Raw genomic sequence first — 21464 nt, 5'->3', positions numbered from 1 at the left:
CATCTCCTGAAGCCCCGTCACGCCGGCTTGCGGGCGATTGCTTCCACTTCGATCAGATAACCATGGTGCAGCGGACCGGTCGGAACCACCGCGCGCGCCGGACGATACGCGCCGAAGATCTCGGCATAGATGGTGTTGCATTGCCCCCAATGCTCGACGCTGGAGACATAGAGCGTCACCTTGAGCACATCCTCCACGCCGGCACCTGCCGCACGCAGCACCGCGAGCAGATTGCGGAACACCTGCCGCGCCTGCGCTTCAAAATCGGCCTTGGCGAGCGCATGATCGCCAGTCTCGGAAACCGGGAGCTGCCCCGACACGAAGACCAGATCGCCAAAGACGATCCCGGGCGAATAATGCCCCCCCGGGGGCGGAACGTCGGACGGAAAAACAGGAACAATATCGGTCATCACCAACCTCCAAAACGCAACCAGCGATCGACGATGGCATTCTTCGCCTCGTCGGTCACCAGATAGCCGGCATGCTGCCCGGCTGTCGCGCAGGCATGGTTCGGCACGATGCGGACGAGATCGCCGACGGCCAGCTTCGGCAATGTCGCCGTGCTGCCGGGGCGCAGCGCGATCGCGCCATGTTCCTGATTGGCCTCGGTCATGATCAGGTCGGGATAGGGATTGCCATGCACGTCGCAGACCACGCCATAACCCTGATCGACGGGCTGCGACGCGGTTCCACGATCGCGCGACATCGCGGTCCAGCCGGCATCGACGACATAGCGGCCACGCTCGGTCTGGACGGTGTTGACGCTGGCAAGCACCGACAGTGCGATGTCGTCGATCGCGCAGACGCCGATGCCCGCCATCACCAGGTCGAAAAACACATAGACGCCCGCACGCGCCTCGGTGATGCCGGCCATATCCTCCGAATAGAGCACGCTGGGGGTCGAACCGATGCTGACGATGTCGACCGCATGTCCAAGATCACGAAGGATTTCCGCCGCATTCACCGCCCCGTCGCGCTCGAGCACGGCATAGTCGCGGATTTCCGCATGCGATCGTGCCGAATAGCTTTCGCCGGCATGCGTCAGCACACCCGCCAGACGGGCACCACCGGTCAGTTGCGTCGCGATCGCGCCGAGCAAGTCACGATCATGCGGTTTCACGCCCGCCCGATGTCCATCGGAATCGATTTCGATCAGCACCGGGACGGGGCTGTCGTCGACCGCGCCGCTGGCGGCCAGCGCGGCGGCCGTCCCGACGCTGTCGAGAATCACCTTCAGATCGACACCGGTGCGGCGCAGCGCGCGGACCCGCTCGAACTTGTTGGGCGTAAGGCCCACGGCATAGACGATGTCGGTATAGCCCGCCGCGGCCAGCTGCTCGGCCTCCTGCAGCGTCGAGACCGTGACCGCGCCGGACTGCGCGCCCGTCATCCGCCCGATCACTTCAAGGCATTTGGCGGTCTTCACATGCGGGCGAAGAGCGACGCCGAGCCCGGCCATCTTGGCGCGCATCCGTTCGATGTTGCGCGACATCCGGTCGGGATCGAGCAGCAGCGCAGGCGTCTGCAATGTGCCGATTTGCTCCGTCATGGATCACCTTTCATCGATGCTGGATCGCGACAGCTTCTACTATCAGGCGCGGCCACTGCCATGTGACATCGGCTAATTGATGGATTAAGCTGAACCTTAATGCTGTCCGCCGACGACCTCGAATTATTCGCCACCATCGGCGCGTCGCCGTCGCTCGCGGCCGCCGCACGCACTCTGGGCGTGACGCCGCCCGCAGTCAGCCAGCGACTTGCCCAGATCGAACGCAGGCTGGGGCTCAGGCTGGTCGAACGCGATGGCAAGGGCCTCCGCATCACCGCCGATGGCGCGTTGCTGCTCGACCGGTCGAACGACATTCTGACGAGGCTGTCGTCTCTGCAGGAGGAGCTGGCGGAGCGACGCGGCACGGTGTCGGGCCAGTTGCGGCTGGTCGCGCCTTTCGGCTTCGGCCGCCGCCATATGGCACCGCTCGTCGCGCGCTATCATGCGACGCGCCCCGATGTGCATGTCGATCTCACTCTGTCCGACCGACCGGGCGTTGGGCTCGTTTCCGCCTGCGACATACTGATCAGGATCGGCGAGATTCGCGACAGCGATCAGGTCGCGACCGTCATCGCGCCCAATCGCCGCCTGCTGTGCGCGGCACCGGCCTATCTCGAGCGACATGGCGTGCCGGCCGAGCCGTCCACGCTGCGCGACCATCGCTGCATCGCGCTCCGGGAGAATGACGAGGATGTAACGCTCTGGCGCTTCAGCGGCCCGCAGGGCGAACAGTCGAGTGTCCGGATCATCCCCTGCCTGACGAGCAATGACGGTGAGGTCACCAAAAAGCTGGCACTCTCGGGGCTGGGCATCACCGTGCGGTCCGAATGGGACGTCGCCGACGAGATCGCGACCGGACAGCTCGTGCAGCTCATGCCCGGCTGGACGCTTGCCGATGCCGACATCACCGCCCTGCTCGGCCGGCGGGGCGTACGATCGGCACGCGTCGCCGATTTCCTGAACCTGCTCCGGCGCGCGCTGCGCCCCGTGCCCTGGCGCAACTGAGGCGGCTTCATATCAGCGACGATGAATGGATTGGTGCGGGCGGTCGGACTCGAACCGACATGACAATGTCGCGGCATTTTGAGTGCCGTGCGTCTACCAATTTCGCCACGCCCGCGTCGCCAACCAGCACGCTCTACGGGCACTGATCGATGGTGCGGAGCCTATAGGCGAACGTCCGGCCGATTTCCAGAACAGAATCACCTGCAACATCATGCCCGGAACTGGGGGTCGGCAACGCCAGCGCAGGTCAGCGCGCGAGCTGTTCCCGGACGAAGAGCGCGCCATCCTCGATCGCCTCGCGCGCCAGCGCCGATATCTCCATCGCTTCCAGGAAACTGTGGATCGCGCCGCGATAGATCCTGCTGCGGGTTTCGATGCCCGCCGCGCGCAAGCGGGCATCCATCGCGATGCTCTGCTCCGCAATGATATCGCGTTCAGGAATCACCAGGAATACCGGCGGGAATCCGGTCAGGTCCGCGTCGACAAGGCTGACATGGGGATCATCCGCGTCGCTCGGATCGCGCAGATAATTGGCCCAATATTGCGCAACCTCGACCCGGTCCATGATCGATTCAGGCCCACCGAACCGTGCCTCGGCCTCATCGGACAGCCGCCGTGCGGAAAAGCCGCCATAGTTGGACAGCAGCGCCCTCACGATGCCCAGTTCGCTGCGGTCGCGGAGGCGCAACGAAGTCGCAAGACACAGGTTGGCGCCGGCCGAATCCCCTCCCATCGCCACACGCGCGGGATCGATGCCCAGTTCGCCGCCATGATCCTTCAGCCAGAGCATGAAGGCTTCGATCCGGTTCAGGGCTTCGGGATATTTGGCTTCGGGGGCGAGCGGATAATCGATTCCGATCACGGCAAAGCCGCCGCGCGCCGCATATTCGCGCATCAATCGGTCATGGGTGTCGATCGAGAACAGAGTGAAGCCGCCGCCATGAAGATACACCATCACCGGCGCCGGTTCGATCAGGCCCTCCGGCATATATGTCCGGATCCTGAGTGTGCCGGCGCCGGGATCGAAGGTCGTTTCGCGCGTGCTGGACATGACCGGCCCGCCCATGGCCCAGCGCGCGCGCACTTTTTCGGCCACGATGCGCTGCTCCGGGAATGACAGCGTCTCCAACGCCGGATGATCGCGCCAATCGGCACGCATTTCGTCAAGGAACCGGCGGATACCCGGTTCGAGTTCTTCCCGATCGGTCAACAGCATGCCCTTGTTCGTGGCGGTTCTGCAATCGGCTAGCACGGCGTTACGGCGCGTTGCCCGCTGATGCAGGCGCAAGTCCGTCTCGAACGGGCCATGCAATGCCCGCGCCCGGCGACGGCCGACTCTTCATCCGGATGTCAGTTGCGCGGCGCCTGCCGTCGGTAACTCAGCGCCTCGGCGAGATGGATACGTCCGACCCCGTCGCTGCCGGCGAGATCGGCGATCGTGCGCGCGACACGCAGGATGCGGGTATAGCCCCGCGCGGACAGCCGCATCGCCTCCGCCGCTTGCGCCAGCAATTTGCGGCCGGCTTCATCGGGGGTGGCGACGGCTTCGAGCAGGTCGCCATCGACTTCGGCATTGCTGCGCACGCCCTTGTCGGCATAGCGATCGGTCTGCACCGCCCGCGCCTCAGCAACGCGCGCGGCGACTTCGGCCGATCCTTCGGCGGGCGGCGGCAGGACGAGATCGGCGGCACTGACTGCCTGGACCTCGACATGAAGGTCGATGCGATCGAGCATCGGGCCCGAGACCTTGGCCTGATAATCCGCGGCGCAGCGCGGTGCGCGGGCGCAGGCGAGCGCCGGATCGCCGAGATGACCGCAGCGGCAGGGATTCATCGCCGCGATCAGCTGGACGCGCGCGGGGAAGGTGACATGGGCATTGGCGCGTGCCACGCTGACCGTGCCCGTTTCCAGCGGCTGACGCAGCGAATCGAGCACGGCGCGCTGGAATTCGGGCAGCTCGTCGAGGAACAGCACGCCGAGATGCGCCAGGCTGACTTCGCCCGGCCGCACTTTCAGCCCACCTCCGGTCAGCGCCGCCATCGACGCGCTGTGATGCGGACTGCGGAAGGGACGCGCACGCACCAGCCGGCCATCGGTCAGTTCGCCCGCGACGGATGCGACCATCGAAACCTCAAGCGCTTCCACCGGAGTCAGATCGGGCAATATGCCCGGCAGGCATGCCGCCATCAGCGACTTGCCCGCCCCCGGTGGGCCGATCATCAGCAGATTATGCCCGCCCGCCGCCGCGATCTCCAGCGCGCGCTTGGCGGTCTCCTGCCCCTTCACCTGACGCAGGTCCGGGCCGGACCGCGCATCGGACACCGCACCGGGCTGGGGCGGCGGCAGCGCGCGACTGCCCTTGAAATGGTTGAGCAAGGACAGCAGGTCGGGCGCCGCGATCACTTCGACGTCGCCCGCCCAGGCCGCTTCCGGCCCCTGTGCCGCCGGGCAGACCAGCCCCAGGCCGCGCTCCGAGGCATGGAGGGCGGCGAGCAGAACGCCCGACGAACTCGCCACGCGCCCGTCCAGCCCCAATTCTCCGACGACCAGATAGGAGGACAGCGTTTCGGCATCGATCACGCCCATCGCACCGAGCAATGCGAGCGCGATCGGCAGGTCGTAATGCGACCCTTCCTTGGGCAGATCGGCGGGTGACAGGTTGACGGTGATCCGCTTGGGCGGCAGCGCCAGTCCGATCGCAGCAATGGCGGCACGAACGCGTTCGCGGCTTTCGGCCACCGCCTTGTCGGGCAGGCCGACGACGATGAAGGCCGGCACGCCGGCGGCGACCTGCACCTGCGTTTCGACGCCGCGCGCCTCCAGCCCCAGATAGGCCACGGTCGAAACGATCGAGACCACGAATACCCCCCTTTTGTTCCGCTTCTTCTACGATCTTGCGCCCGTGAGTCGAGACGAAATATCGCGAACGTGTCTTGCACGACTACAACAGCGCTCCCACATCGCCCGTCATGACGATGCGACATCGGATCAGGGTGTTCATGGCCGGCGAACCGATGCGCTGGGCCATGCTCGTCATCGGCTGCCTGTTCATCGCGATCACGCCCTTGGTCGGACCCATCCCAGGCCCCGGCGGCGTGATCACCTTCGCAATCGGCGCGGGGCTGATCCTGAAGAACTCGCGCTGGGCGAAGCGTCGCTATGTCCGGTTCAAACAGCGTCACCCCAAATGGGGAAGCTGGTCCGACTGGAGCCTGCGCCGCGCCAGCGCGCGGCGACGCGACGCGATCGCGCGCGAAACGCCGACCGAGAGCGATTGACTTGCCGGGTGCTTTTCCGTATCGGGCCCGCAACAGCGGCCGCTCGCAGAGGCGGCCCTTTTCCGTTTTGACGAATGAGGACATGAGCGATGAAGCGCACCTTTCAGCCGAGCAATCTCGTGCGCGCGCGCCGGCACGGCTTCCGGTCGCGGATGGCGACCCCGGGCGGACGCAATGTGATCCGTGCGCGTCGCGCACGCGGCCGCAAGTCGCTGTCGGCCTGAAGCCACCCAGTTTCAGCATATTGGGTCGCCGCGCGGATTTCCTCGCGGCGAATTCGGGCAAGCGCGTGGCAATGCCCGGTTTCGTCCTGTTGGTGAAGAACCGGGAGGACGGCGATCCGGCGATGCGGATCGGTTTCACCGTCACCAAGAAGATCGGCGGCGCTGTCGTCCGGAATCGGATGAAGCGCCGTTTTCGTGCGCTTGCGCGCGAACTGCTGCCGCAAGGCGGCATCGCGGGCGCCGATCATGTCCTGATCGGCCGCGCCGGCGGTGTCGAGCGCGATTTCTCCGCGCTGCGCCAGGAACTTGGCAAGGCGCTGGAACGGGCCACGCGATGATCGCGAAGCTCATGATCGGCGTCGCCCGGCTGTGGCAGATCGGCCCTTCGCGCATCCTGCCGCCCAGTTGTCGCTACACGCCATCCTGTTCGGCCTATGCAATCACCGCACTGGGGCGCTATGGAGCGCTCAAGGGAGGCTGGCTATCCGCCAGACGGCTCGCCCGTTGCCATCCCTGGGGCGGCTCCGGCCACGATCCGGTTCCTTGAGCCCGCTGTTTCCATGATCTTGGGGGAAGACACTTGACCGATAACCGCAACATGATCCTCGCGATCGTGCTGTCGCTGGCGGTGCTGCTCGGCTGGAGCGCGCTTTCGAGCCGGTTCTTCCCGACCGCCAACCCGCCGGCGACCAAGATCGTCGACGGCAAGCAGGTGCCCGTCGCCAACCCAACGGCCAGCCCCGCATCGAACGCCCCCAAGGCATTGCGCGAGCGCGCGATGGTGCTGGCGGAAGCGCCCCGCGTCGCGATCGACACGCCCGCGCTCAAGGGCTCGATCAACCTGAAGGGCGCACGGATCGACGATCTGACGCTGACCCGGTTCAACGAGACGATCGCCAAGGATTCCCCGCCGATCCGCCTGCTTTCGCCGGCCGGCGCGAAGGACAGCCAGTTTGCGGGCTTCGGCTGGACCGGACAGAATATCGCCCTGCCCGGCCCCGATACCGTCTGGACGCCAAGCGCGTCGACGTTGACCCCTTCGACGCCGGTCACGCTGGCCTGGGACAATGGCCAGGGCCAGCGTTTCCAGATCACCTATCGCGTCGATCCCGACTATATGTTCACCGTCGAGCAGTCGGTTGCCAACACCGCGACCGGCGCGATCGCCGTCCAGCCCTATGGCTTTATCAGCCGCGACGGCGTTTCCAAGGATCCCGACAGCTGGACGATCCACACCGGCCCGATCGGCGTGTTCAACAAGCTGGTCGATTACGACATCAATTTCTCGACCGTCGACGAAGCGGGCAATGCCGGCGTCGCGCGCAGTTCGACCGGCGGCTGGATGGGCTTCACCGACAAATATTGGCTGACCGCGTTGATTCCGGACCAGGCGGCAACGCTGCAGGCCTATTTCCGCGTCGGTGCCGATCGCCATTACCAGGCAGATTTCACGCTGCCCGCCACCGTCGTCCAGCCCGGCAAGGCCGTGCGCACCACCGCGCGCCTGTTCTCGGGCGCGAAGGAGGTCAATCACCTCGATCGCTATGAGGATACGCTCGGCATCCCCAATTTCGGCAAGGCCATCGACTGGGGTTGGTTCGAAATCTTCGAGAAGCCGATCTTCAAGCTGCTCGATTTCCTGTTCAAGCTGTTCGGCAATTTCGGCGTGGCGATCATCGGCCTGACCGTGATCATCCGCGGCCTGATGTTCCCGATCGCGCAGAAGCAGTTCAAGTCGATGGCCGGCATGCGCGCCGTCCAGCCCAAGATGAAGGCGCTGCAGGAACGCTTCAAGGACGACAAGCAGAAGCTGCAGGCGGAGATGCTGAACCTGTACAAGCAGGAGAAGGTGAACCCGCTGGCCGGCTGCCTGCCAATCGTGCTGCAGATCCCGATCTTCTACGCGCTCTACAAGGTGCTGCTGCTCACCATCGAAATGCGGCACCAGCCCTTCGTGCTGTGGATCAAGGACCTGTCGGCGCCCGATCCGCTGACGCCGATCAACCTGTTCGGCCTGCTCGACTTCACCCCGCCGCACATCATCGCGCTGGGCGTGCTGCCGATCCTGCTGGGCGTGTCGATGTGGCTTCAGTTCAAGCTGAACCCGCAGGCGACCGATCCCGTCCAGCAGCAGATGTTCTCGATCATGCCCTGGGTGCTGATGTTCGTGATGGCGCCGTTCGCCGCCGGCCTCCAGCTCTACTGGCTGACCAACAACATGCTTTCGATCGCGCAGCAGAAATGGCTCTATAGTCGCCATCCCTCGCTCAAGCAGGCGCCGGCGAAATGACCGCCGACGCCCCGGAAACGGGCGCAGACCCGGAAGCGATCGAAGCGGCGCGGAAGATCTTCGCCGGGCCGATCGCGTTCCTGAAATCGGCGCCGGCGCTGAAATTCCTGCCTGGAATGGATGCGCCCGAAGTGGCCTTTGCCGGGCGTTCGAACGTCGGCAAATCGTCACTGCTCAACGCGCTCACCGGGCGCAACGCGCTGGCGCGGACGTCGAACACGCCGGGGCGGACGCAGGAGCTCAATTTCTTCGATATCGGCGATCCGTTGATCTTCCGGCTGGTCGACATGCCCGGCTATGGTTTCGCCAAGGCGCCCAAGGATGTCGTCAAGCAGTGGCGCTTCCTGATCAACGATTTCCTGCGCGGTCGCGCCGTGCTCAAGCGGACATTGGTGCTGATCGACGCGCGGCACGGCATCAAGGATGTCGATCGCGACGTCATGAAGATGCTCGACGATGCCGCCGTGAGCTATCGGCTGGTGTTGACCAAGGCCGACAAGATCAAGCCCAGCGAACTCGCCGAGACCTTTGCCCAGACCGAAGCGGAGGCGCGCAAGCGCCCCGCCGCACATCCCCAGATCATCGCGACATCGAGCGAAACCGGCCAGGGCATCCCCGAATTGCGTGCCGCCGTGATCGAGGCGGTGACCGACTAGAGCATGCTGTGATCCGCTGGAAGCGGATCGCATGCCCCAGGTTTTTGTCTTGTCGCGATTTCAGCTTCGCTGGCCTACGGCTCGAGTCGTTCGATGATTCCATCGAACTACAAATCGCTCTAGCGGCAGAAACGGGCGAGACACGCGCCTCTTCACCATCCCGGTCCCGCTTGCTAACAGATCGCCATGACCACCCGATCGAAGAAGCGCCCCCTCCCCTACAAGATCGGCTGGTGGATCGGGCGCGGCATCGTCTTCTTCGTCGCCGGATCCGTTTTATGGGTGCTGATCTATAAATTCGTGCCGCCGCCGATCACCGCCACGATGATCGGCGATGTCGTTGCCGGGCGCGGTCTCAGCAAGGACTGGATGAGCCTGTCGGCCATGGATCCGAACATGGCGCGCGCGGCGATTGCCGGCGAGGACGGCAAATTCTGTTCGCATGGCGGCTTCGACCGCGACGCGATCGAGGACGCCATGAAGCGCAATGCGAAGGGGGGCCGGATCCGCGGCGGATCGACGATCAGCCAGCAGACCGCGAAGAACGTCTTCCTGTGGCAGGGTGGCGGCTATTTCCGCAAAGGGCTGGAAGCCTGGTTCACCGTGCTGATCGAGACGATCTGGGGCAAAAGGCGGATCATGGAAGTCTATCTGAACGTCGCCGAGACCGGCATCGGCACCTATGGCGCCAATGCCGGCGCGATGCGGTATTTCCGCCACGACGCCAGCAAGCTGACGCCCGAGGAGGCAGCGCGGATCGCAGCGGTATTGCCGCTGCCCAAGAAGCGCGAAGCGGTCGATCCGTCGGGCTTCACGCGCCGCCACGGCAATCGCTTGGCGCGCTGGGTCGGCGTGGTCCGCCGCGACGGACTGGATAGCTGTCTGAAATAGCCCGTCGCGTGAACCGGGCGATTATTTATTGTCGCCCGTCAGCTTGTCCGCGGCCTTTTCCGCCGCATCGCCGATCTTCTTGGCGCTATCGCCCACTTTTCCGGCGGCTTCCGCGACCGCATCGTCCTTGCGAGTCTCGCCCTTGTTCATGTCGAGCAGGAAGAAGGCGACCACGGCGATCAGCGCGATCGCAATAATACCCAGAATGACGCCGCCACCGCCGCGGCGCTCGACCACGGTCGTACCTGGCTCTCCGCGTTCGATGATTCGCTCGGTGACGTTCCCCGCAGCGTCGGTCCGTTCGGTGATTCTTTCTTCAGCCATTGCAATATCCTCCAAAGCCTCCCGCGCATTCAACGCGGCAAGGCTCCGGGACGTTCCGACTGCGTTACGGCTGCCTCAGATTCAGAATGGCAGCTTGAAGCCCGGCGGTAGCGGCAAGCCACTGGTCATCTTGCCCATTTCCTGGCTGGATGCGGCATCCGCCTTGGCGCGCGCGTCGTTGAAGGCAGCTGCCACCAGATCCTCGAGCATCTGCTTTTCGGACGGTGCCAGCAGGCTTTCGTCGATATCCACGGCGATGATCCGGCCCTTGGCGGTCGCACGGACCTTGACCATGCCGCCGCCCGAAATGCCCTCCACCTCGATCGTATCGAGATTGGCCTGTGCCTTCTCAAGCTCGTCCTGGACATTTTTCGCCATGTTGAGGATTTCGTCGAGGGATTTCATGTCTTTACTCCATCATACGCGATCTCGAAGAGGCCGACGCATCCAAGATCGGTTCGCTCAAGCGCCAAGCAAGCTCGGCTCATAACACGATCCGACGAGTCATGCTCATCGGGTCGCGCTATTAGAGCATCGTGCGGAAAAGTGGGAACCGGTTTTCCGCAAAAAACGATGCAATCACAAACATCTGAAGCAAGCTGCGCGATTCACATTTCGTGCGGCTTGCTCTACCCGGCCCGTTTCCATTCGACCAGTTCCGCCTCGGGAAAGGCGTCGAACGCGGCCTTGACGAGCGGCGTCGCCAATATGGCGTCACGCGCACGATTTTCATCCATCCGCTCCTGTTCGAGCAAAGTCGGCTCGGCCGGCCCATCGGGTGAACTGACCTGCCAGGTCTCGCCGGTGATCGCTTTCAGCGCCACCGCGAGATCGCGGTTGAATTCGCTCGCCATGGGTTTGGCCGGGCGGATGTCGAGTTCGGGCGGCGCATAGCGCATCAGCCCAACATAGTCGTGAAGCTGCTGGGCCATATGCGCCTTGCCCTTGTCGGCGAGCAGCGCGATCATCGCGGGAAAATCGGCGGGAAGACGCTGGACCGGGGCATGCGGCGCAACATTGCCCGGCGCCGGCGCGGATGGCTGGCCCGATGCCGCGATCCCCTCTCCGCTCGCCAGTCGTTTCATCAATTCGCCGGGGTCGGGAAGCTGCGCGGCATGGATCACGCGCAGCAATGCCATTTCAGCCGATTCGATCGGCAGCGCGGCCCGCACCGTCTCGTCATGCCCCTTGAGCAGCAATTGCCACAGCCGGTGGAGTGCTGCGAAGCCGAGCCGGCTCGCCCAGTCCGCCAGCGCCTCGCGCTCCTCGACGGAAAGCGCCGGATCGTCACCGCCGCCCACCTTGGCAAGCGTCACACCATGCACGGTCTCCAGCAGCGCGCGCAGCACCGCGACCGGATCGACACCCAGATCATGCTGCTCCCTCAATGCCGCGAGCGTTGCCGGCGCATCGCCCGACAGCAAATGACCGAACAGACGCCGGATCGCACCGCGATCGGAAAGTCCAAGCATATCACGCACTTGATCGGCCGTGACGCCATGACTGCCCTCCATGTCGGCATGGGCGATGGCCTGATCCAGGATCGACAATCCGTCGCGCGCCGATCCCTCGGCCGCGCGCGCGACAAGCGCCAGCGCTTCGGGTTCGGCATTCACCCCTTCGGCGCGCGCGACGCGTTCGAAATGCGCGGCCAGCGTCTCGGCGGGAATCCGGCGCAGATCGAAACGCTGGCAGCGCGACAGCACGGTCACGGGCACCTTGTTCACCTCGGTGGTGGCGAACAGGAACTTCACATGCGGCGGCGGTTCCTCAAGCGTCTTCAGCAACGCGTTGAACGCGTTCTTCGACAGCATATGGACTTCGTCGACGATATAAACCTTGTAGCGCGCCGAAACCGCGGCGTAGCGCACTGCCTCGATGATCTCGCGCACGTCGTCGACGCCGGTATGGCTGGCAGCATCCATCTCGACGACGTCGATGTGCCGTCCCTCGGCGATCGCGATACAGGGCTCGCAGACGCCGCAGGGCGTGATGGTGGGGCCGCCCTGCCCATCGGGACCGATACAGTTGAGCGCCTTCGCGATCAGCCGCGCGGTCGAGGTCTTGCCTACCCCGCGAACGCCGGTGAGCAGAAAGGCATGGGCCAGCCGGTCGCGCTTGATCGCATTGCCGAGCGTGGTGACCATCGCATCCTGGCCGATCAGTTCGGCAAAGGTCTGCGGCCGGTATTTGCGTGCAAGGACGCGATAAGGCTGGGGAGATTCGGACATTGCCGGCAACCTACCCAGTCTCCCCCCGTCATGCCAGCAAAGGCTGGCGCCTTCCGACCGGATCGCGTTCGAATGTCGAGCCTGCTCCGGTCTTCAGCGGACTCAGGGAAGCCTGTCGCCGAACTGGGGCGGTGCTGGATAACAATGGGATGAGGTGGGAGCCGGAACGACCCGGGGCGAATTCGTTACGGCTGCTTCCTTCCGGACCTGACCGGGTTGGCGAGAGCACCGTCCGCCCGACTCCCGCGGCGCATATGGACGTCGCGCGCCACAAACGCAAGGTCAGCCAAGATGCCGGTCATGATCCATATGGGCATGGAGAATACGAACGACGCCGAGATAGTCCGCATGCACTTCATAAACGATGCGATGAACGCCGGCCTTGATGGAGCGCAGATTGCCATGACGACCAGGATAAAGCGGCCCGAGATGCGGAAACGCGCGCAAACCATCAAGGGTTCGACGCAGCATCGCGGCGTATCGATCCGCCTGCTGCTCGCCCCATCGCTGATTTCCCTCAAGCCATATTTCGCGCAAATCTGAGCGCGCAGCCTCTGAAAATCGCAGATTGCGGGCGATTATGCTCGAGCCTTGGCTTCTCCGATGATCTCATCGAAGGCGAGTTCGCTCCAACCACTATCGAGCCCGTCCTGGATCAGCGCATCGAGCCGATCGAGCGACTCTTTCCGGCTCCGGATCAGATCTCGAACAAAGTCGCTGGCATTGGCATAGTTGCCCGTCGCGACCTGGGCCTCGACATAGCGCTTTAGTTCGTCCGGAAGAGAGACGTTCATGGTCGCCATCACCGCAAAATGTGGTCGATGACAAAGTTTGTCAACGCCCTTGCATATTACGCACTTCGCCGGGGATGCGGACGGTCAGGCTATCGAGCGTTTCGGTGAGCCAGATCTGGCAGGAAAGCCGGCTGTGACGCGTTGCGCCGGCGGCGAGATCGAGCATATCCTCCTCCATCTCGGATGCGCGCGGCAACTTCGCGAAATCCTCCGCGTCGACGATGACATGGCAGGTCGAACAGGCCATCTGGCCCTCGCACGTCCCTTCGAGCGGCTGGCCGTCATTCTGTCCCAGGGTCAGCAGATTGTCGCCCGGCCGGCCGTCGACCTCACGCACGGTCTCTCCATCGGCACTGACGAAGCGGACCAGGGTCACGCGGCCAGCGCCTGCTGGCGATCGGCCGCCTCGACGATCAGACTCGCGGCACGCTCAATCTCCGCCTCGCTCGTATAGCGACCGAAACCGAGCCGCACGCTGGAGCGCGCCTCGGCATTGGTCAGGCCCAGCGCCGACAGCACATGGCTCGGCCGCCCCGAGCCGCTGGCGCAGGCCGAACCGGCCGAAAAGGCGACCGTCCGCACCTCCGAAATCAATCGGGATGCGTCGACACCATTACGACGAATATTGAGATTTCCGAAATAACGCTCTGAAATAGAGCCATTAATATCCCAGCCCGCAAAATATTTCCGCGCCAGTTCGGCCAGCGATGCGACATGCGACATATCTGCCGTCCGCCGTTCGACCATCAGCGCGGCGGCGGCACCGAAGCCGGCGCAAAGCGCGGGCGACAGCGTTCCCGAACGCAGTCCGCCTTCCTGCGCACCGCCATGGATGATCGGCGCGATCTCGACGCCATCGGCCAGCCACAGCGCGCCTATCCCTTTCGGACCATGCAGCTTGTGCGCCGAAAGCGCGATCATGTCGCAGGCGTCGGGCACCAGATCGACGCGACCGAAACCCTGGACGGCGTCGCAGAAGAAGCGGGCACCGCTGGCCCGGGCGAGCGCCGACAGCGCCGCGATCGGCTGGATCACACCGATCTCGTTATTGACCAGCATCGCCGCGACCAGCGCGGTGCGATCGTCGATCTCCTTCGCGGCCGCCTCGAGATCGACGATTCCATCGCCATGAACGGGCAGCAATACGCATTCATAGCCGCGGCTGCCGAGCCACAGCGCCGTATCGCGGACACAGGCATGCTCGGTGGCGATGGTGACGATCCTGGTCCGCCCCGCCGGTGCGGCGAGCATCGCCCCCTGGATCGCCATATTCGCGGCCTCGGTGGCGCCCGAGGTGAAGATCAGCCGTCCGCCCTGCCCGGCGAGCGCGGCCATCACCTGATCGCGGGCGACCTCCACAGCGGCGCGTGCCGCCCGGCCCGGGGCATGGGGGGAATGCGGATTGGCAAAACCCGATTCGAGCCAGGGCGTCATCGCCGCCAATGCTTCGGGCGCCAGCGGCGTGGTCGCCTGATAGTCGAGATAGATGGTGCGATTCACGCCGCGCGGGCCCTGGCTTCGCGGGCGAGCCGCTGCCATTGATCGACGAAACGATAGACGTTCGAGCGTGTCGTCTGCGCGCCGAAACTGACGCGGATCACTTCGGCCGCGTCGCGCTCGTCCCAGCCCATCGCGGCAAGGACATGGCTTGATTTCAGCGTGCCCGACGAACAGGCGCTGCCCGCCGACACCGCGATCCCGGCCATGTCGAACTGGATGAGCTGTGCCGACGCCGCCATGCCCGGCATGCGATAGGATGCGATGGTCGGAATGCGCGGGCTCTTGCGCGCCACCACCTGGCCGCCCGCGGCCTCGATGGCGCCGTCGAGATGCGCGCGCAGATCCTCGGCGCGCTTGAGCCAGGCCCGCGATGCCTCGAGCGCGGCGACGAAGCCGACCGCGGCCGGCAGATTCTCGGTGCCGCCGCGATAGCCCTTTTCCTGGCCGCCTTCGGGCGCCAGATCGCCGAGATCGCGCACCAGCAGGGCGCCGATCCCCGGCGGCCCGCCCAGCTTGTGCGCCGAGATCGCGATCAGGTCGGCATCGGGCAGCGCCAGCTTGCCCGCCGACTGTGCGCAATCGGCAAAGACCAGCCCGCCCTTGGCGCGAATGATCGGGATCAATTCGGCAAGCGGCTGCAGGACACCGCTTTCACTGTTCGCCGACTGGACCGCAACCAGCGGCCGTTCGGCGCCGAGCGCGCCGAGTCGCCCCGTCAGCGCATGGCCCGCAACAGTGCCATCGCCCTGGACGGGGAGGAAAAAGGCTTTGGGCGCGGCACGATGAACGGCGTCATGCTCGGTCGCGGCAACCAGCACCGCATCGGCCTTGGCGCGGGCCAGCGCGATCCGAATCGCTTCGGTCGCGCCGCTGGTGAAGATCAGTTCGCCCGTCCAGCCCAGCGCCGCCTTGGCCCGGGCACGCGCATCCTCGAGGGCCGCGCGCGCGGCGCGGCCCTCGGCATGCGGCGAGGACGGATTCGCCCATCGCGTCATGGCGTCGTTCATTGCTGCCTGTGCAGCGGAAAGCACGGGCGTCGTTGCCGCGTGATCCAGATAAAGGCGGTCGCTCACCCGCTAAAGCTCCCGACGATTGCGAAACCGTGAGGCGCATCTATATAGGCTGGCGCGACCGCGCACAGCCCCATCCCGCATGGAGCCACGCACCCAATCCAATTTCAGCACGAAGGTGCCATGCCAGAAGTCATCATCCCCGGCCCCGAAGGGCGCCTCGAAGGCCGCTTCAGCCCACCGCCCCGCCCACGCGCACCCGTCGCCATGATCCTGCATCCGCACCCTCAGGGCGGCGGCACGATGAACGACCGGATCACCCAGGCGCTCTACAAGACCTTCCAGCGCCGCGGCTTCGCGACGCTGCGCTTCAACTTCCGCGGCGTCGGCAAGAGCCAGGGCACGTTCGACAACGGCGTCGGCGAGCTTTCGGACGCGGCGGCGGCGCTCGACTGGGTGCAGAGCTTCCATCCCGAAGCCCAGACCACCTGGATCGCGGGCTTCAGCTTCGGCGCGTGGATCGGCATGCAGTTGCTGATGCGCCGCCCCGAAGTGCGCGGTTTCATCTCGATCGCGCCGCCAGCGAACATGTACGACTTCACGTTCCTGGCACCTTGCCCGGCCTCCGGCATCATCGTGCAGGGAACCGGCGACGAAGTGGTGACGCCCGGCGCGGTGCAGAAGCTGGTCGACAAGCTGCGCACGCAGAAGCACATCACCATCCATCACGACGAGATTCCGCGGGCAAACCACTTCTTCGAGCATGAGCTCGACGAGATGATGCGTGCCGTCGACAATTATCTCGACATGCGTCTGGACCCGAACTCGCCGATCAAGTGATCGGCCGGACCGCGATCACTTCAGGCTGTAACAGCCTGAAGTGTGAAGCGTTTCCACCGGAAGAGATCAGGCTTAGACCAAGATCACTTCAGATTGAATCAATCTGAAGTGTGAATCTTGGTCTCAACCATCTGAATAGAGCCTGATTCACGCCATCGGTGGAAGCGCGTAGCACTTCCACCTCAAGCGATCAGGCTCTAGGCCCGCCAGCGCAGCGACATGCAGGACAGGCCGGCGTCGATCTTCGCGATCTCCGACACGGCCAGCGGAACCACGGACAGGCCGCGCGCTTCGATCAGCGCGGCCGTCGCCGGATAGGCCGCGCCGACCAGCACCGTTTCATTGACGCGCAACAGGTTCGCCGCCGCCTCTTCGCCCTCGGGCGTCGTCACGACATCGACATCGCCGAACAGATCAGCCCCGGCCAGCGCCGGGGTCGCGATCACCGTCCGCTCGTCGATCAGCGACGAAGCGGTCTTCAGATGCAGCGTGCCCCTGGGCGGCTCGACGATACGGACCCGGCGCCCCAGTTCGCCCGCCAGTTCGGCGAAGCGCTCGGCACCCTCGCGATCGGTGCGGGCGGACAGCCCGATCAGTATCTCGTCAGGCAGGATCAAGATATCACCGCCATCGGCATGGCCGCGATCGAGCGCGAGCACCACACCGAATCGCCGCCGAAGCGCGTCGGCGATCTCCGCACGTTCCCCTGCGCGGCTCGGCGTGCCGGGGTGCAGCAGGATCGCCCCTTCGGGAATGACGAAAGCAGGATCCTCGACGAAAACCGAATCGGGATAGGCATCGAGCGGCGGCAGGATCTCGACCGAGACGCCCGCCGCGCGCAATGCCGCGACATAGCCGCCATGTTCGGCCAGGACCGCCGCATAGTCCGGATCGTCCTGCGCCCCGGCACGCAGGCCGTTGGCGACGCTCGGCGCGGGCGTCCGTACCAGCGCGTCGGTGAAATCGAAGATTCGGGCGCCGCTCATGCCGTCAGGATCGCGACATTGGCGACGAACACAGCGGCACAGACAATCATCAATATCCCTTTCTGCCGATTGCCCTTGCGGATCAGGCTGACACCACCGATCGCCAGCGCGAATGCGGCGATCATCAGGATTGCGGGGCCGACCGCAACCGCAAAGGATGCGACCGAGCCATAAACGCCGCTCACCCCGCCAACACTGCCGCGAACTGAGCGGCATCGACATTGCCGCCCGACAGGATGATCAACGTCCGCTCGCTCGCCGCGACCTTGCCCGCCAGCACCGCCGCAAGGGCGGCTGCGCCGCCCGGCTCGATCACCAGGCGCAGCGTATCGAACGCGAAGCGCATCGCCGCCGCCACCTCGGCCTCGCTCACCGCGACACCGGTCGCGCCGCGCGACCGCAACACATCGAACGTCAGTGGCGAGACGCGCAGCGTCTGGAGCGCGTCGCATGCGGTCGGCGGCGGATTGGGGCCGACGGGGATGATCTCACCCGCCGCGAGCGACTGGCACATGTCATCCCAGCCTTCAGGTTCTGCGATCACGATCTCCGCTTCGGGGCAGGCCAGCGCGATTCCGGCCGACAGACCGCCGCCGCCGCAGGGAATGACGATCCGGTCGGGGCCGCCGCCGGCGATTCGCTCCAACTGCGCCGTCGCTTCGATGCCGGCGCTGCCCTGCCCCTCGATCACCCAGGCATCGTCGAAGCTGGGCACGAGCGTCGCGCCACGCTCTGCCGCCAGCGCTGCGCCGATCACCGCCCGATCCTCCTTCATCCGATCGTAGAGCATGACCTCGGCGCCAAGCGCGCGGGTGTTCTCCAGCTTCTTGCGCGGCGCATCGGCCGGCATGACGATCGTCGACGGCATGCCGAGCCGCTTCGCCGACCAGGCGACCCCCTGGGCATGGTTGCCGGAGGAGAAGGCGACGACGCCGGCCGCGCGCTCATCGGCATCGAGATCGGTCAGACGATGCCAGGCCCCGCGCAGTTTGAACGCGCCCATCGGCTGAAGCGATTCGGCCTTGCACCAGAATTTGTGCCCCTCATGCTCGAACGACAGCAACGGGGTTTCCGGAAGGATTTCGGCGATCTTCGCGGCGGCGGCGAGGACGCCGTCTCGATTGGGCTTGCGCATCAGGGGGGCTCCAGGGGTTCGCATCGACGTGATCGTTCCAGCGCATCGTCATGTCGTACTTTGCCCTGTCACGAAGCATCCCTATATAGCCGCCCTTTCCCCCGGCAAATGGAGATGGGTGTGAGCAAGGTTCTGGTGATCGGCGCAGGCGGCGTCGGGTCGGTCGCGGTGCACAAGATGGCGATGAACACCGACATCTTCTCGCACATCACGCTCGCGAGCCGCCGCAAGGCGAAATGCGACGCGATCGCCGAGTCGGTGAAGGCGCGCACCGGCGTCACGATCGACACTGCCGAAGTCGACGCCGACGATGTCGAGGCGACCGCCGCGCTGATCGAGCGCGTGAAGCCCAAGCTCGTCGTCCATCTGGCGCTGCCCTACCAGGATCTGTCGATCATGGATGCCTGCCTCAAGGCCGGCGTCGATTATCTCGACACCGCCAATTACGAGCCGCGCGACGAAGCGAAGTTCGAATATGGCTGGCAATGGGCCTATCATGACCGTTTCAAGGAAGCCGGGCTGATGGCGCTGCTCGGATCGGGCTTCGATCCCGGCGTTACCTCGGTCTTCGCCAGCTATATCAAGAAGCACCTGCTCGACCGCATCGACACGCTCGACATCCTCGACTGCAATGGCGGCGACCATGGCCAGCATTTCGCGACCAACTTCAATCCGGAGATCAACATCCGCGAAGTCACCGCGCCGTCGCGCCACTGGGCGAACGGCGAATGGGTGGAAGGCCCCGCGCTCAGCCATAAGCAGACGTTCGACTTCGAAAGCGTCGGCGAGAAGAACATGTACCTCATGTATCATGAGGAACTGGAATCGCTGGCAAAGCACTATCCCGAGATCAAGCGCATCCGTTTCTGGATGACGTTCGGAGATGCGTACCTCAAGCATCTGGAAGTGCTGCAGAATGTCGGCATGACACGGATCGATCCGGTGATCTACGAAGGCCGCGAGATCATTCCGCTACAGTTCCTGAAAGCCGTGCTGCCCGAACCGTCCAGCCTGGGCCCGACGACCCACGGCAAGACCAACATTGGCGACATCGCGACCGGAGAGAAGGACGGCGCGGCGAAGACGGTCTATGTCTACAATATCTGCGACCATGAGGACGCGTATGAGGAAACCGGCAACCAGGCGGTAAGCTACACCACCGGCGTTCCCGCGATGATCGGTGCGGCGATGATGCTGACCGGCAAGTGGCGCGGCGACGGCGTGTTCAACATGGAACAGTTCGATCCCGATCCGTTCATGGACATGCTGAACCTCCATGGCCTGCCCTGGCAGGTCAAGGAGTTGGACGGGCCTCTTCAGTTCTGAACTCAGTTTTCCAGGCCCGTTTGGGCTGAGCCTGTCGAAGCCCTGCCCTTCTTTACCTCAGTGCAGAAGAAGGACAGCCCTTCGACAAGCTCAGGGCGAACGGGTCTCTAAGGGCCCTGAAAATGGAAACCAAAGCCGGCGATCCCGGAGCCTTTGCGCATTTCGACCTGAGCCGTGTGCCCAGCCCGTGCTTCGTCGTCGATGAGACAGCGGTGCGGCGCAATCTCGCGGCGCTGAAGGATGTTCGCGACCGTTCGGGCGCAAAGGTGCTGCTCGCGCTCAAGGCGTTCTCGATGTGGTCGCTGGGCGATGTCGTCGGCGAATATCTCGACGGAGTCTGCGCCTCGGGCCTGTGGGAAGCATTGCTGGGCCGTGAGAAATATCACGGCGAAGTCGCGACCTATTGCGCCGGCTACAAGGCTGAGGACATGCCGGAGATCCTACGGCTGTCCGATCACGTCATCTTCAACAGCCCCGCCCAGCATGCCCGCTTCCTGCCCGAGATCGCGGCGGCACGCGCGGCGGGCGACGTGTTCGATATCGGCCTGCGCATCAATCCCGAGCATAGCGAGGGCGAGGTCCCCAAATATGACCCGTGCCAGCCCGGATCGCGGCTGGGCTTTCCGGTGTCGCAGCTGCGCTCCGAACATCTCGATGGCGTCGATGGCCTGCATTTCCACACCCTGTGCGAGCAGGATTTCGAGCCGTTGCGCCGCACCTGGCAATCACTCGAACCGAAATTAAATTCTCATTTCAAATCACTGAAATGGCTCAATTTTGGTGGTGGGCACCATATCACCCGCGCCGATTATCAGCGTGACGAACTGGTCGACTTCATCCGTGGCGTGCGGGCATCGACCGGGCTCGAACTCTTCCTCGAACCCGGTGAAGCGACCGCGCTCGACGCAGGCATATTGGTCGGCGAGATACTCGATACGTTCGAGAATGCCGTGCCGATCGGCATCACCGACATCTCCGCCACCTGCCATATGCCCGATGTGATCGAAGCCCCCTATCGCCCGGCGCTGCTCGGCGAAGCCGAGAATGGTGTGGCTGTGCGGCTCGGCGGCCCGTCCTGCCTGGCCGGCGATATCATCGGTGACTATCGATTCGCCACGCCACCGGTTGCCGGCGATCGCATCGCCTTTCTCGACCAGGCGCATTATTCGATGGTCAAGACCAACAGTTTCAATGGCGTGCCGCTTCCCGCGATCGCACTCTGGAACAGCGAAAACGACTCACTGAGGATCGTGAAGCGCTTTTCCTACGAGGATTTCCGCGACCGGCTGTCCTGACCGGGCATTCCCGACGGGCGATTTCGTCGCACGTCATCCCCGCTCCGCCCCGAAAACAGGCCTGTTTGGGCACAGGTGCGCAATAATCGTGCGAACGGTCTTTACACCCCCGCCCCCCCCACATATATCG

The 21464-nt window shown here is 64.6% G+C and carries 26 protein-coding genes, 1 tRNA gene and 1 other RNA gene; 11 read left to right on the top strand and 17 right to left on the bottom strand.

Going from position 1 to position 21464, the window contains the following annotated elements:
- Positions 1-17: 17 nt before the first annotated feature.
- Entirely contained in the window at positions 18-410 is a 393-nt protein-coding gene (locus AC3WN8_RS19120) for a RidA family protein (protein ID WP_492671064.1), read from the bottom strand.
- A complete protein-coding gene (locus AC3WN8_RS19115) occupies positions 410-1549 on the bottom strand; it encodes an alanine racemase (RefSeq protein ID WP_492671063.1) in 1140 nt (379 codons plus the stop codon). Before AC3WN8_RS19115 ends, AC3WN8_RS19120 begins: the two co-directional genes overlap by 1 nt.
- 99 nt (positions 1550-1648) lie before the next feature.
- Between AC3WN8_RS19115 and AC3WN8_RS19110 the strand changes: the two genes are divergently transcribed.
- Positions 1649-2554 (top strand): LysR family transcriptional regulator, encoded by a 906-nt coding sequence (locus AC3WN8_RS19110; RefSeq protein ID WP_492671062.1) that lies wholly within the window; start codon positions 1649-1651, stop codon positions 2552-2554.
- Positions 2555-2585: 31 nt separating this feature from the next.
- Here the strand turns inward: AC3WN8_RS19110 and AC3WN8_RS19105 are convergent.
- The 3 genes from AC3WN8_RS19105 to AC3WN8_RS19095 form a co-directional block, all read right to left on the bottom strand.
- A tRNA-Leu gene (locus AC3WN8_RS19105) sits at positions 2586-2669 on the bottom strand.
- Positions 2670-2801: 132 nt separating this feature from the next.
- The gene (locus AC3WN8_RS19100) at positions 2802-3764 is read right to left on the bottom strand and encodes an alpha/beta hydrolase fold domain-containing protein (protein ID WP_492671061.1); all 963 of its coding nucleotides are present in this window, start codon (positions 3762-3764) and stop codon (positions 2802-2804) included.
- 140 nt (positions 3765-3904) lie between these two features.
- Complete coding sequence (locus AC3WN8_RS19095) at positions 3905-5413, bottom strand: YifB family Mg chelatase-like AAA ATPase (protein WP_492671060.1); 1509 nt, start codon at positions 5411-5413, stop codon at positions 3905-3907.
- A gap of 140 nt (positions 5414-5553) precedes the next feature.
- Between AC3WN8_RS19095 and AC3WN8_RS19090 the strand changes: the two genes are divergently transcribed.
- The 7 genes from AC3WN8_RS19090 to mtgA all read left to right on the top strand — a co-directional run bounded on the left by AC3WN8_RS19090 (position 5554) and on the right by mtgA (position 9893).
- Complete coding sequence (locus AC3WN8_RS19090; RefSeq protein WP_492671059.1) at positions 5554-5832, top strand: hypothetical protein; 279 nt, start codon at positions 5554-5556, stop codon at positions 5830-5832.
- 89 nt (positions 5833-5921) lie between these two features.
- Positions 5922-6056, top strand: a complete 135-nt coding sequence (gene rpmH / locus AC3WN8_RS19085; protein WP_489064584.1) for a 50S ribosomal protein L34 — start codon at positions 5922-5924, stop codon at positions 6054-6056.
- 20 nt (positions 6057-6076) lie between these two features.
- On the top strand, positions 6077-6394 hold the full coding sequence (rnpA, locus tag AC3WN8_RS19080; RefSeq protein ID WP_492671058.1) for a ribonuclease P protein component: 318 nt from the start codon (positions 6077-6079) through the stop codon (positions 6392-6394).
- On the top strand, positions 6391-6603 hold the full coding sequence (gene yidD / locus AC3WN8_RS19075) for a membrane protein insertion efficiency factor YidD (RefSeq protein WP_492671057.1): 213 nt from the start codon (positions 6391-6393) through the stop codon (positions 6601-6603). The genes rnpA and yidD overlap by 4 nt, the downstream gene beginning before the upstream one ends.
- Before the next feature lie 33 nt (positions 6604-6636).
- Complete coding sequence (gene yidC, locus AC3WN8_RS19070) at positions 6637-8346, top strand: membrane protein insertase YidC (protein WP_492671056.1); 1710 nt, start codon at positions 6637-6639, stop codon at positions 8344-8346.
- Positions 8343-9002, top strand: a complete 660-nt coding sequence (yihA, locus tag AC3WN8_RS19065) for a ribosome biogenesis GTP-binding protein YihA/YsxC (protein WP_492671055.1) — start codon at positions 8343-8345, stop codon at positions 9000-9002. The genes yidC and yihA overlap by 4 nt, the downstream gene beginning before the upstream one ends.
- A 186-nt stretch (positions 9003-9188) precedes the next feature.
- Positions 9189-9893 (top strand): monofunctional biosynthetic peptidoglycan transglycosylase, encoded by a 705-nt coding sequence (gene mtgA / locus AC3WN8_RS19060; protein WP_492671054.1) that lies wholly within the window; start codon positions 9189-9191, stop codon positions 9891-9893.
- A gap of 21 nt (positions 9894-9914) precedes the next feature.
- Here mtgA and AC3WN8_RS19055 read toward each other — a convergent pair whose 3' ends face one another.
- The 9 genes from AC3WN8_RS19055 to AC3WN8_RS19015 all read right to left on the bottom strand — a co-directional run bounded on the left by AC3WN8_RS19055 (position 9915) and on the right by AC3WN8_RS19015 (position 15815).
- The gene (locus tag AC3WN8_RS19055; protein ID WP_492671053.1) at positions 9915-10250 is read right to left on the bottom strand and encodes a hypothetical protein; all 336 of its coding nucleotides are present in this window, start codon (positions 10248-10250) and stop codon (positions 9915-9917) included.
- A gap of 48 nt (positions 10251-10298) precedes the next feature.
- Positions 10299-10622 carry a YbaB/EbfC family nucleoid-associated protein gene (locus AC3WN8_RS19050; RefSeq protein ID WP_492671052.1) on the bottom strand — a complete coding sequence of 108 codons (324 nt, stop codon included), beginning with the start codon at positions 10620-10622 and terminating at the stop codon, positions 10299-10301.
- 224 nt (positions 10623-10846) lie between these two features.
- Entirely contained in the window at positions 10847-12448 is a 1602-nt protein-coding gene (locus AC3WN8_RS19045) for a DNA polymerase III subunit gamma/tau (RefSeq protein WP_492671051.1), read from the bottom strand.
- Positions 12449-12598: 150 nt separating this feature from the next.
- Positions 12599-12696, bottom strand: an RNA gene (gene ffs, locus AC3WN8_RS19040) — signal recognition particle sRNA small type.
- Positions 12697-12730: 34 nt separating this feature from the next.
- A complete protein-coding gene (locus AC3WN8_RS19035; protein ID WP_492671050.1) occupies positions 12731-12985 on the bottom strand; it encodes a type II toxin-antitoxin system RelE/ParE family toxin in 255 nt (84 codons plus the stop codon).
- Positions 12986-13026: 41 nt separating this feature from the next.
- Positions 13027-13251 (bottom strand): type II toxin-antitoxin system ParD family antitoxin, encoded by a 225-nt coding sequence (locus tag AC3WN8_RS19030; RefSeq protein ID WP_492671049.1) that lies wholly within the window; start codon positions 13249-13251, stop codon positions 13027-13029.
- A 31-nt stretch (positions 13252-13282) separates the two neighbouring features.
- Positions 13283-13618, bottom strand: a complete 336-nt coding sequence (locus AC3WN8_RS19025) for a 2Fe-2S iron-sulfur cluster-binding protein (RefSeq protein WP_492671048.1) — start codon at positions 13616-13618, stop codon at positions 13283-13285.
- Positions 13615-14781 (bottom strand): cysteine desulfurase family protein, encoded by a 1167-nt coding sequence (locus AC3WN8_RS19020; RefSeq protein ID WP_492671047.1) that lies wholly within the window; start codon positions 14779-14781, stop codon positions 13615-13617. Before AC3WN8_RS19020 ends, AC3WN8_RS19025 begins: the two co-directional genes overlap by 4 nt.
- On the bottom strand, positions 14739-15815 hold the full coding sequence (locus AC3WN8_RS19015; protein WP_492671046.1) for a cysteine desulfurase family protein: 1077 nt from the start codon (positions 15813-15815) through the stop codon (positions 14739-14741). Before AC3WN8_RS19015 ends, AC3WN8_RS19020 begins: the two co-directional genes overlap by 43 nt.
- Before the next feature lie 120 nt (positions 15816-15935).
- Between AC3WN8_RS19015 and AC3WN8_RS19010 the strand changes: the two genes are divergently transcribed.
- Complete coding sequence (locus tag AC3WN8_RS19010; protein WP_222988235.1) at positions 15936-16592, top strand: alpha/beta hydrolase; 657 nt, start codon at positions 15936-15938, stop codon at positions 16590-16592.
- Between the two features lie 197 nt (positions 16593-16789).
- Here AC3WN8_RS19010 and AC3WN8_RS19005 read toward each other — a convergent pair whose 3' ends face one another.
- The 3 genes from AC3WN8_RS19005 to AC3WN8_RS18995 are packed head-to-tail and all read right to left on the bottom strand — an operon-like array spanning position 16790 to position 18713.
- Positions 16790-17578 (bottom strand): dimethylarginine dimethylaminohydrolase family protein, encoded by a 789-nt coding sequence (locus AC3WN8_RS19005; RefSeq protein WP_492671045.1) that lies wholly within the window; start codon positions 17576-17578, stop codon positions 16790-16792.
- Entirely contained in the window at positions 17575-17763 is a 189-nt protein-coding gene (locus tag AC3WN8_RS19000; RefSeq protein WP_492671044.1) for a hypothetical protein, read from the bottom strand. The genes AC3WN8_RS19005 and AC3WN8_RS19000 overlap by 4 nt, the downstream gene beginning before the upstream one ends.
- Positions 17760-18713 (bottom strand): threonine ammonia-lyase, encoded by a 954-nt coding sequence (locus tag AC3WN8_RS18995; protein ID WP_492671043.1) that lies wholly within the window; start codon positions 18711-18713, stop codon positions 17760-17762. The genes AC3WN8_RS19000 and AC3WN8_RS18995 overlap by 4 nt, the downstream gene beginning before the upstream one ends.
- Before the next feature lie 120 nt (positions 18714-18833).
- Between AC3WN8_RS18995 and AC3WN8_RS18990 the strand changes: the two genes are divergently transcribed.
- Together AC3WN8_RS18990 and AC3WN8_RS18985 are read left to right on the top strand one after the other, a co-directional pair.
- Positions 18834-20039 carry a saccharopine dehydrogenase family protein gene (locus tag AC3WN8_RS18990; RefSeq protein ID WP_492671042.1) on the top strand — a complete coding sequence of 402 codons (1206 nt, stop codon included), beginning with the start codon at positions 18834-18836 and terminating at the stop codon, positions 20037-20039.
- A gap of 122 nt (positions 20040-20161) precedes the next feature.
- Positions 20162-21334, top strand: a complete 1173-nt coding sequence (locus AC3WN8_RS18985; protein ID WP_492671041.1) for a carboxynorspermidine decarboxylase — start codon at positions 20162-20164, stop codon at positions 21332-21334.
- The last annotated feature ends 130 nt before the right edge of the window (positions 21335-21464 follow it).

This window comes from Sphingobium sp. FW305-3-2-15-F-TSA7, from assembly GCF_058787155.1.
Note: the sequence above shows the minus strand (reverse complement) of the source record. Positions and strands in the feature narration are given on the sequence as shown.

Excerpts from the sequence above, each read along its gene's own strand:
- AC3WN8_RS18985 (WP_492671041.1), top strand. The coding sequence starts at position 20,162 with ATGGAAACCAAAGCCGGCGATCCCGGAGCCTTTGCGCATTTCGACCTG.
- rpmH (WP_489064584.1), top strand. The coding sequence starts at position 5,922 with ATGAAGCGCACCTTTCAGCCGAGCAATCTCGTGCGCGCGCGCCGGCAC.
- yidD (WP_492671057.1), top strand. The coding sequence starts at position 6,391 with ATGATCGCGAAGCTCATGATCGGCGTCGCCCGGCTGTGGCAGATCGGC.
- mtgA (WP_492671054.1), top strand. The coding sequence starts at position 9,189 with ATGACCACCCGATCGAAGAAGCGCCCCCTCCCCTACAAGATCGGCTGG.
- AC3WN8_RS19110 (WP_492671062.1), top strand. The coding sequence starts at position 1,649 with ATGCTGTCCGCCGACGACCTCGAATTATTCGCCACCATCGGCGCGTCG.
- AC3WN8_RS19120 (WP_492671064.1), bottom strand. The coding sequence starts at position 410 with ATGACCGATATTGTTCCTGTTTTTCCGTCCGACGTTCCGCCCCCGGGG.
- AC3WN8_RS19090 (WP_492671059.1), top strand. The coding sequence starts at position 5,554 with ATGGCCGGCGAACCGATGCGCTGGGCCATGCTCGTCATCGGCTGCCTG.
- AC3WN8_RS19030 (WP_492671049.1), bottom strand. The coding sequence starts at position 13,251 with ATGGCGACCATGAACGTCTCTCTTCCGGACGAACTAAAGCGCTATGTC.
- AC3WN8_RS19005 (WP_492671045.1), bottom strand. The coding sequence starts at position 17,578 with ATGAGCGGCGCCCGAATCTTCGATTTCACCGACGCGCTGGTACGGACG.
- AC3WN8_RS19050 (WP_492671052.1), bottom strand. The coding sequence starts at position 10,622 with ATGAAATCCCTCGACGAAATCCTCAACATGGCGAAAAATGTCCAGGAC.
- AC3WN8_RS18995 (WP_492671043.1), bottom strand. The coding sequence starts at position 18,713 with ATGCGCAAGCCCAATCGAGACGGCGTCCTCGCCGCCGCCGCGAAGATC.
- AC3WN8_RS19115 (WP_492671063.1), bottom strand. The coding sequence starts at position 1,549 with ATGACGGAGCAAATCGGCACATTGCAGACGCCTGCGCTGCTGCTCGAT.
- AC3WN8_RS19020 (WP_492671047.1), bottom strand. The coding sequence starts at position 14,781 with ATGGCAGCGGCTCGCCCGCGAAGCCAGGGCCCGCGCGGCGTGAATCGC.
- yihA (WP_492671055.1), top strand. The coding sequence starts at position 8,343 with ATGACCGCCGACGCCCCGGAAACGGGCGCAGACCCGGAAGCGATCGAA.
- AC3WN8_RS19045 (WP_492671051.1), bottom strand. The coding sequence starts at position 12,448 with ATGTCCGAATCTCCCCAGCCTTATCGCGTCCTTGCACGCAAATACCGG.
- AC3WN8_RS19010 (WP_222988235.1), top strand. The coding sequence starts at position 15,936 with ATGCCAGAAGTCATCATCCCCGGCCCCGAAGGGCGCCTCGAAGGCCGC.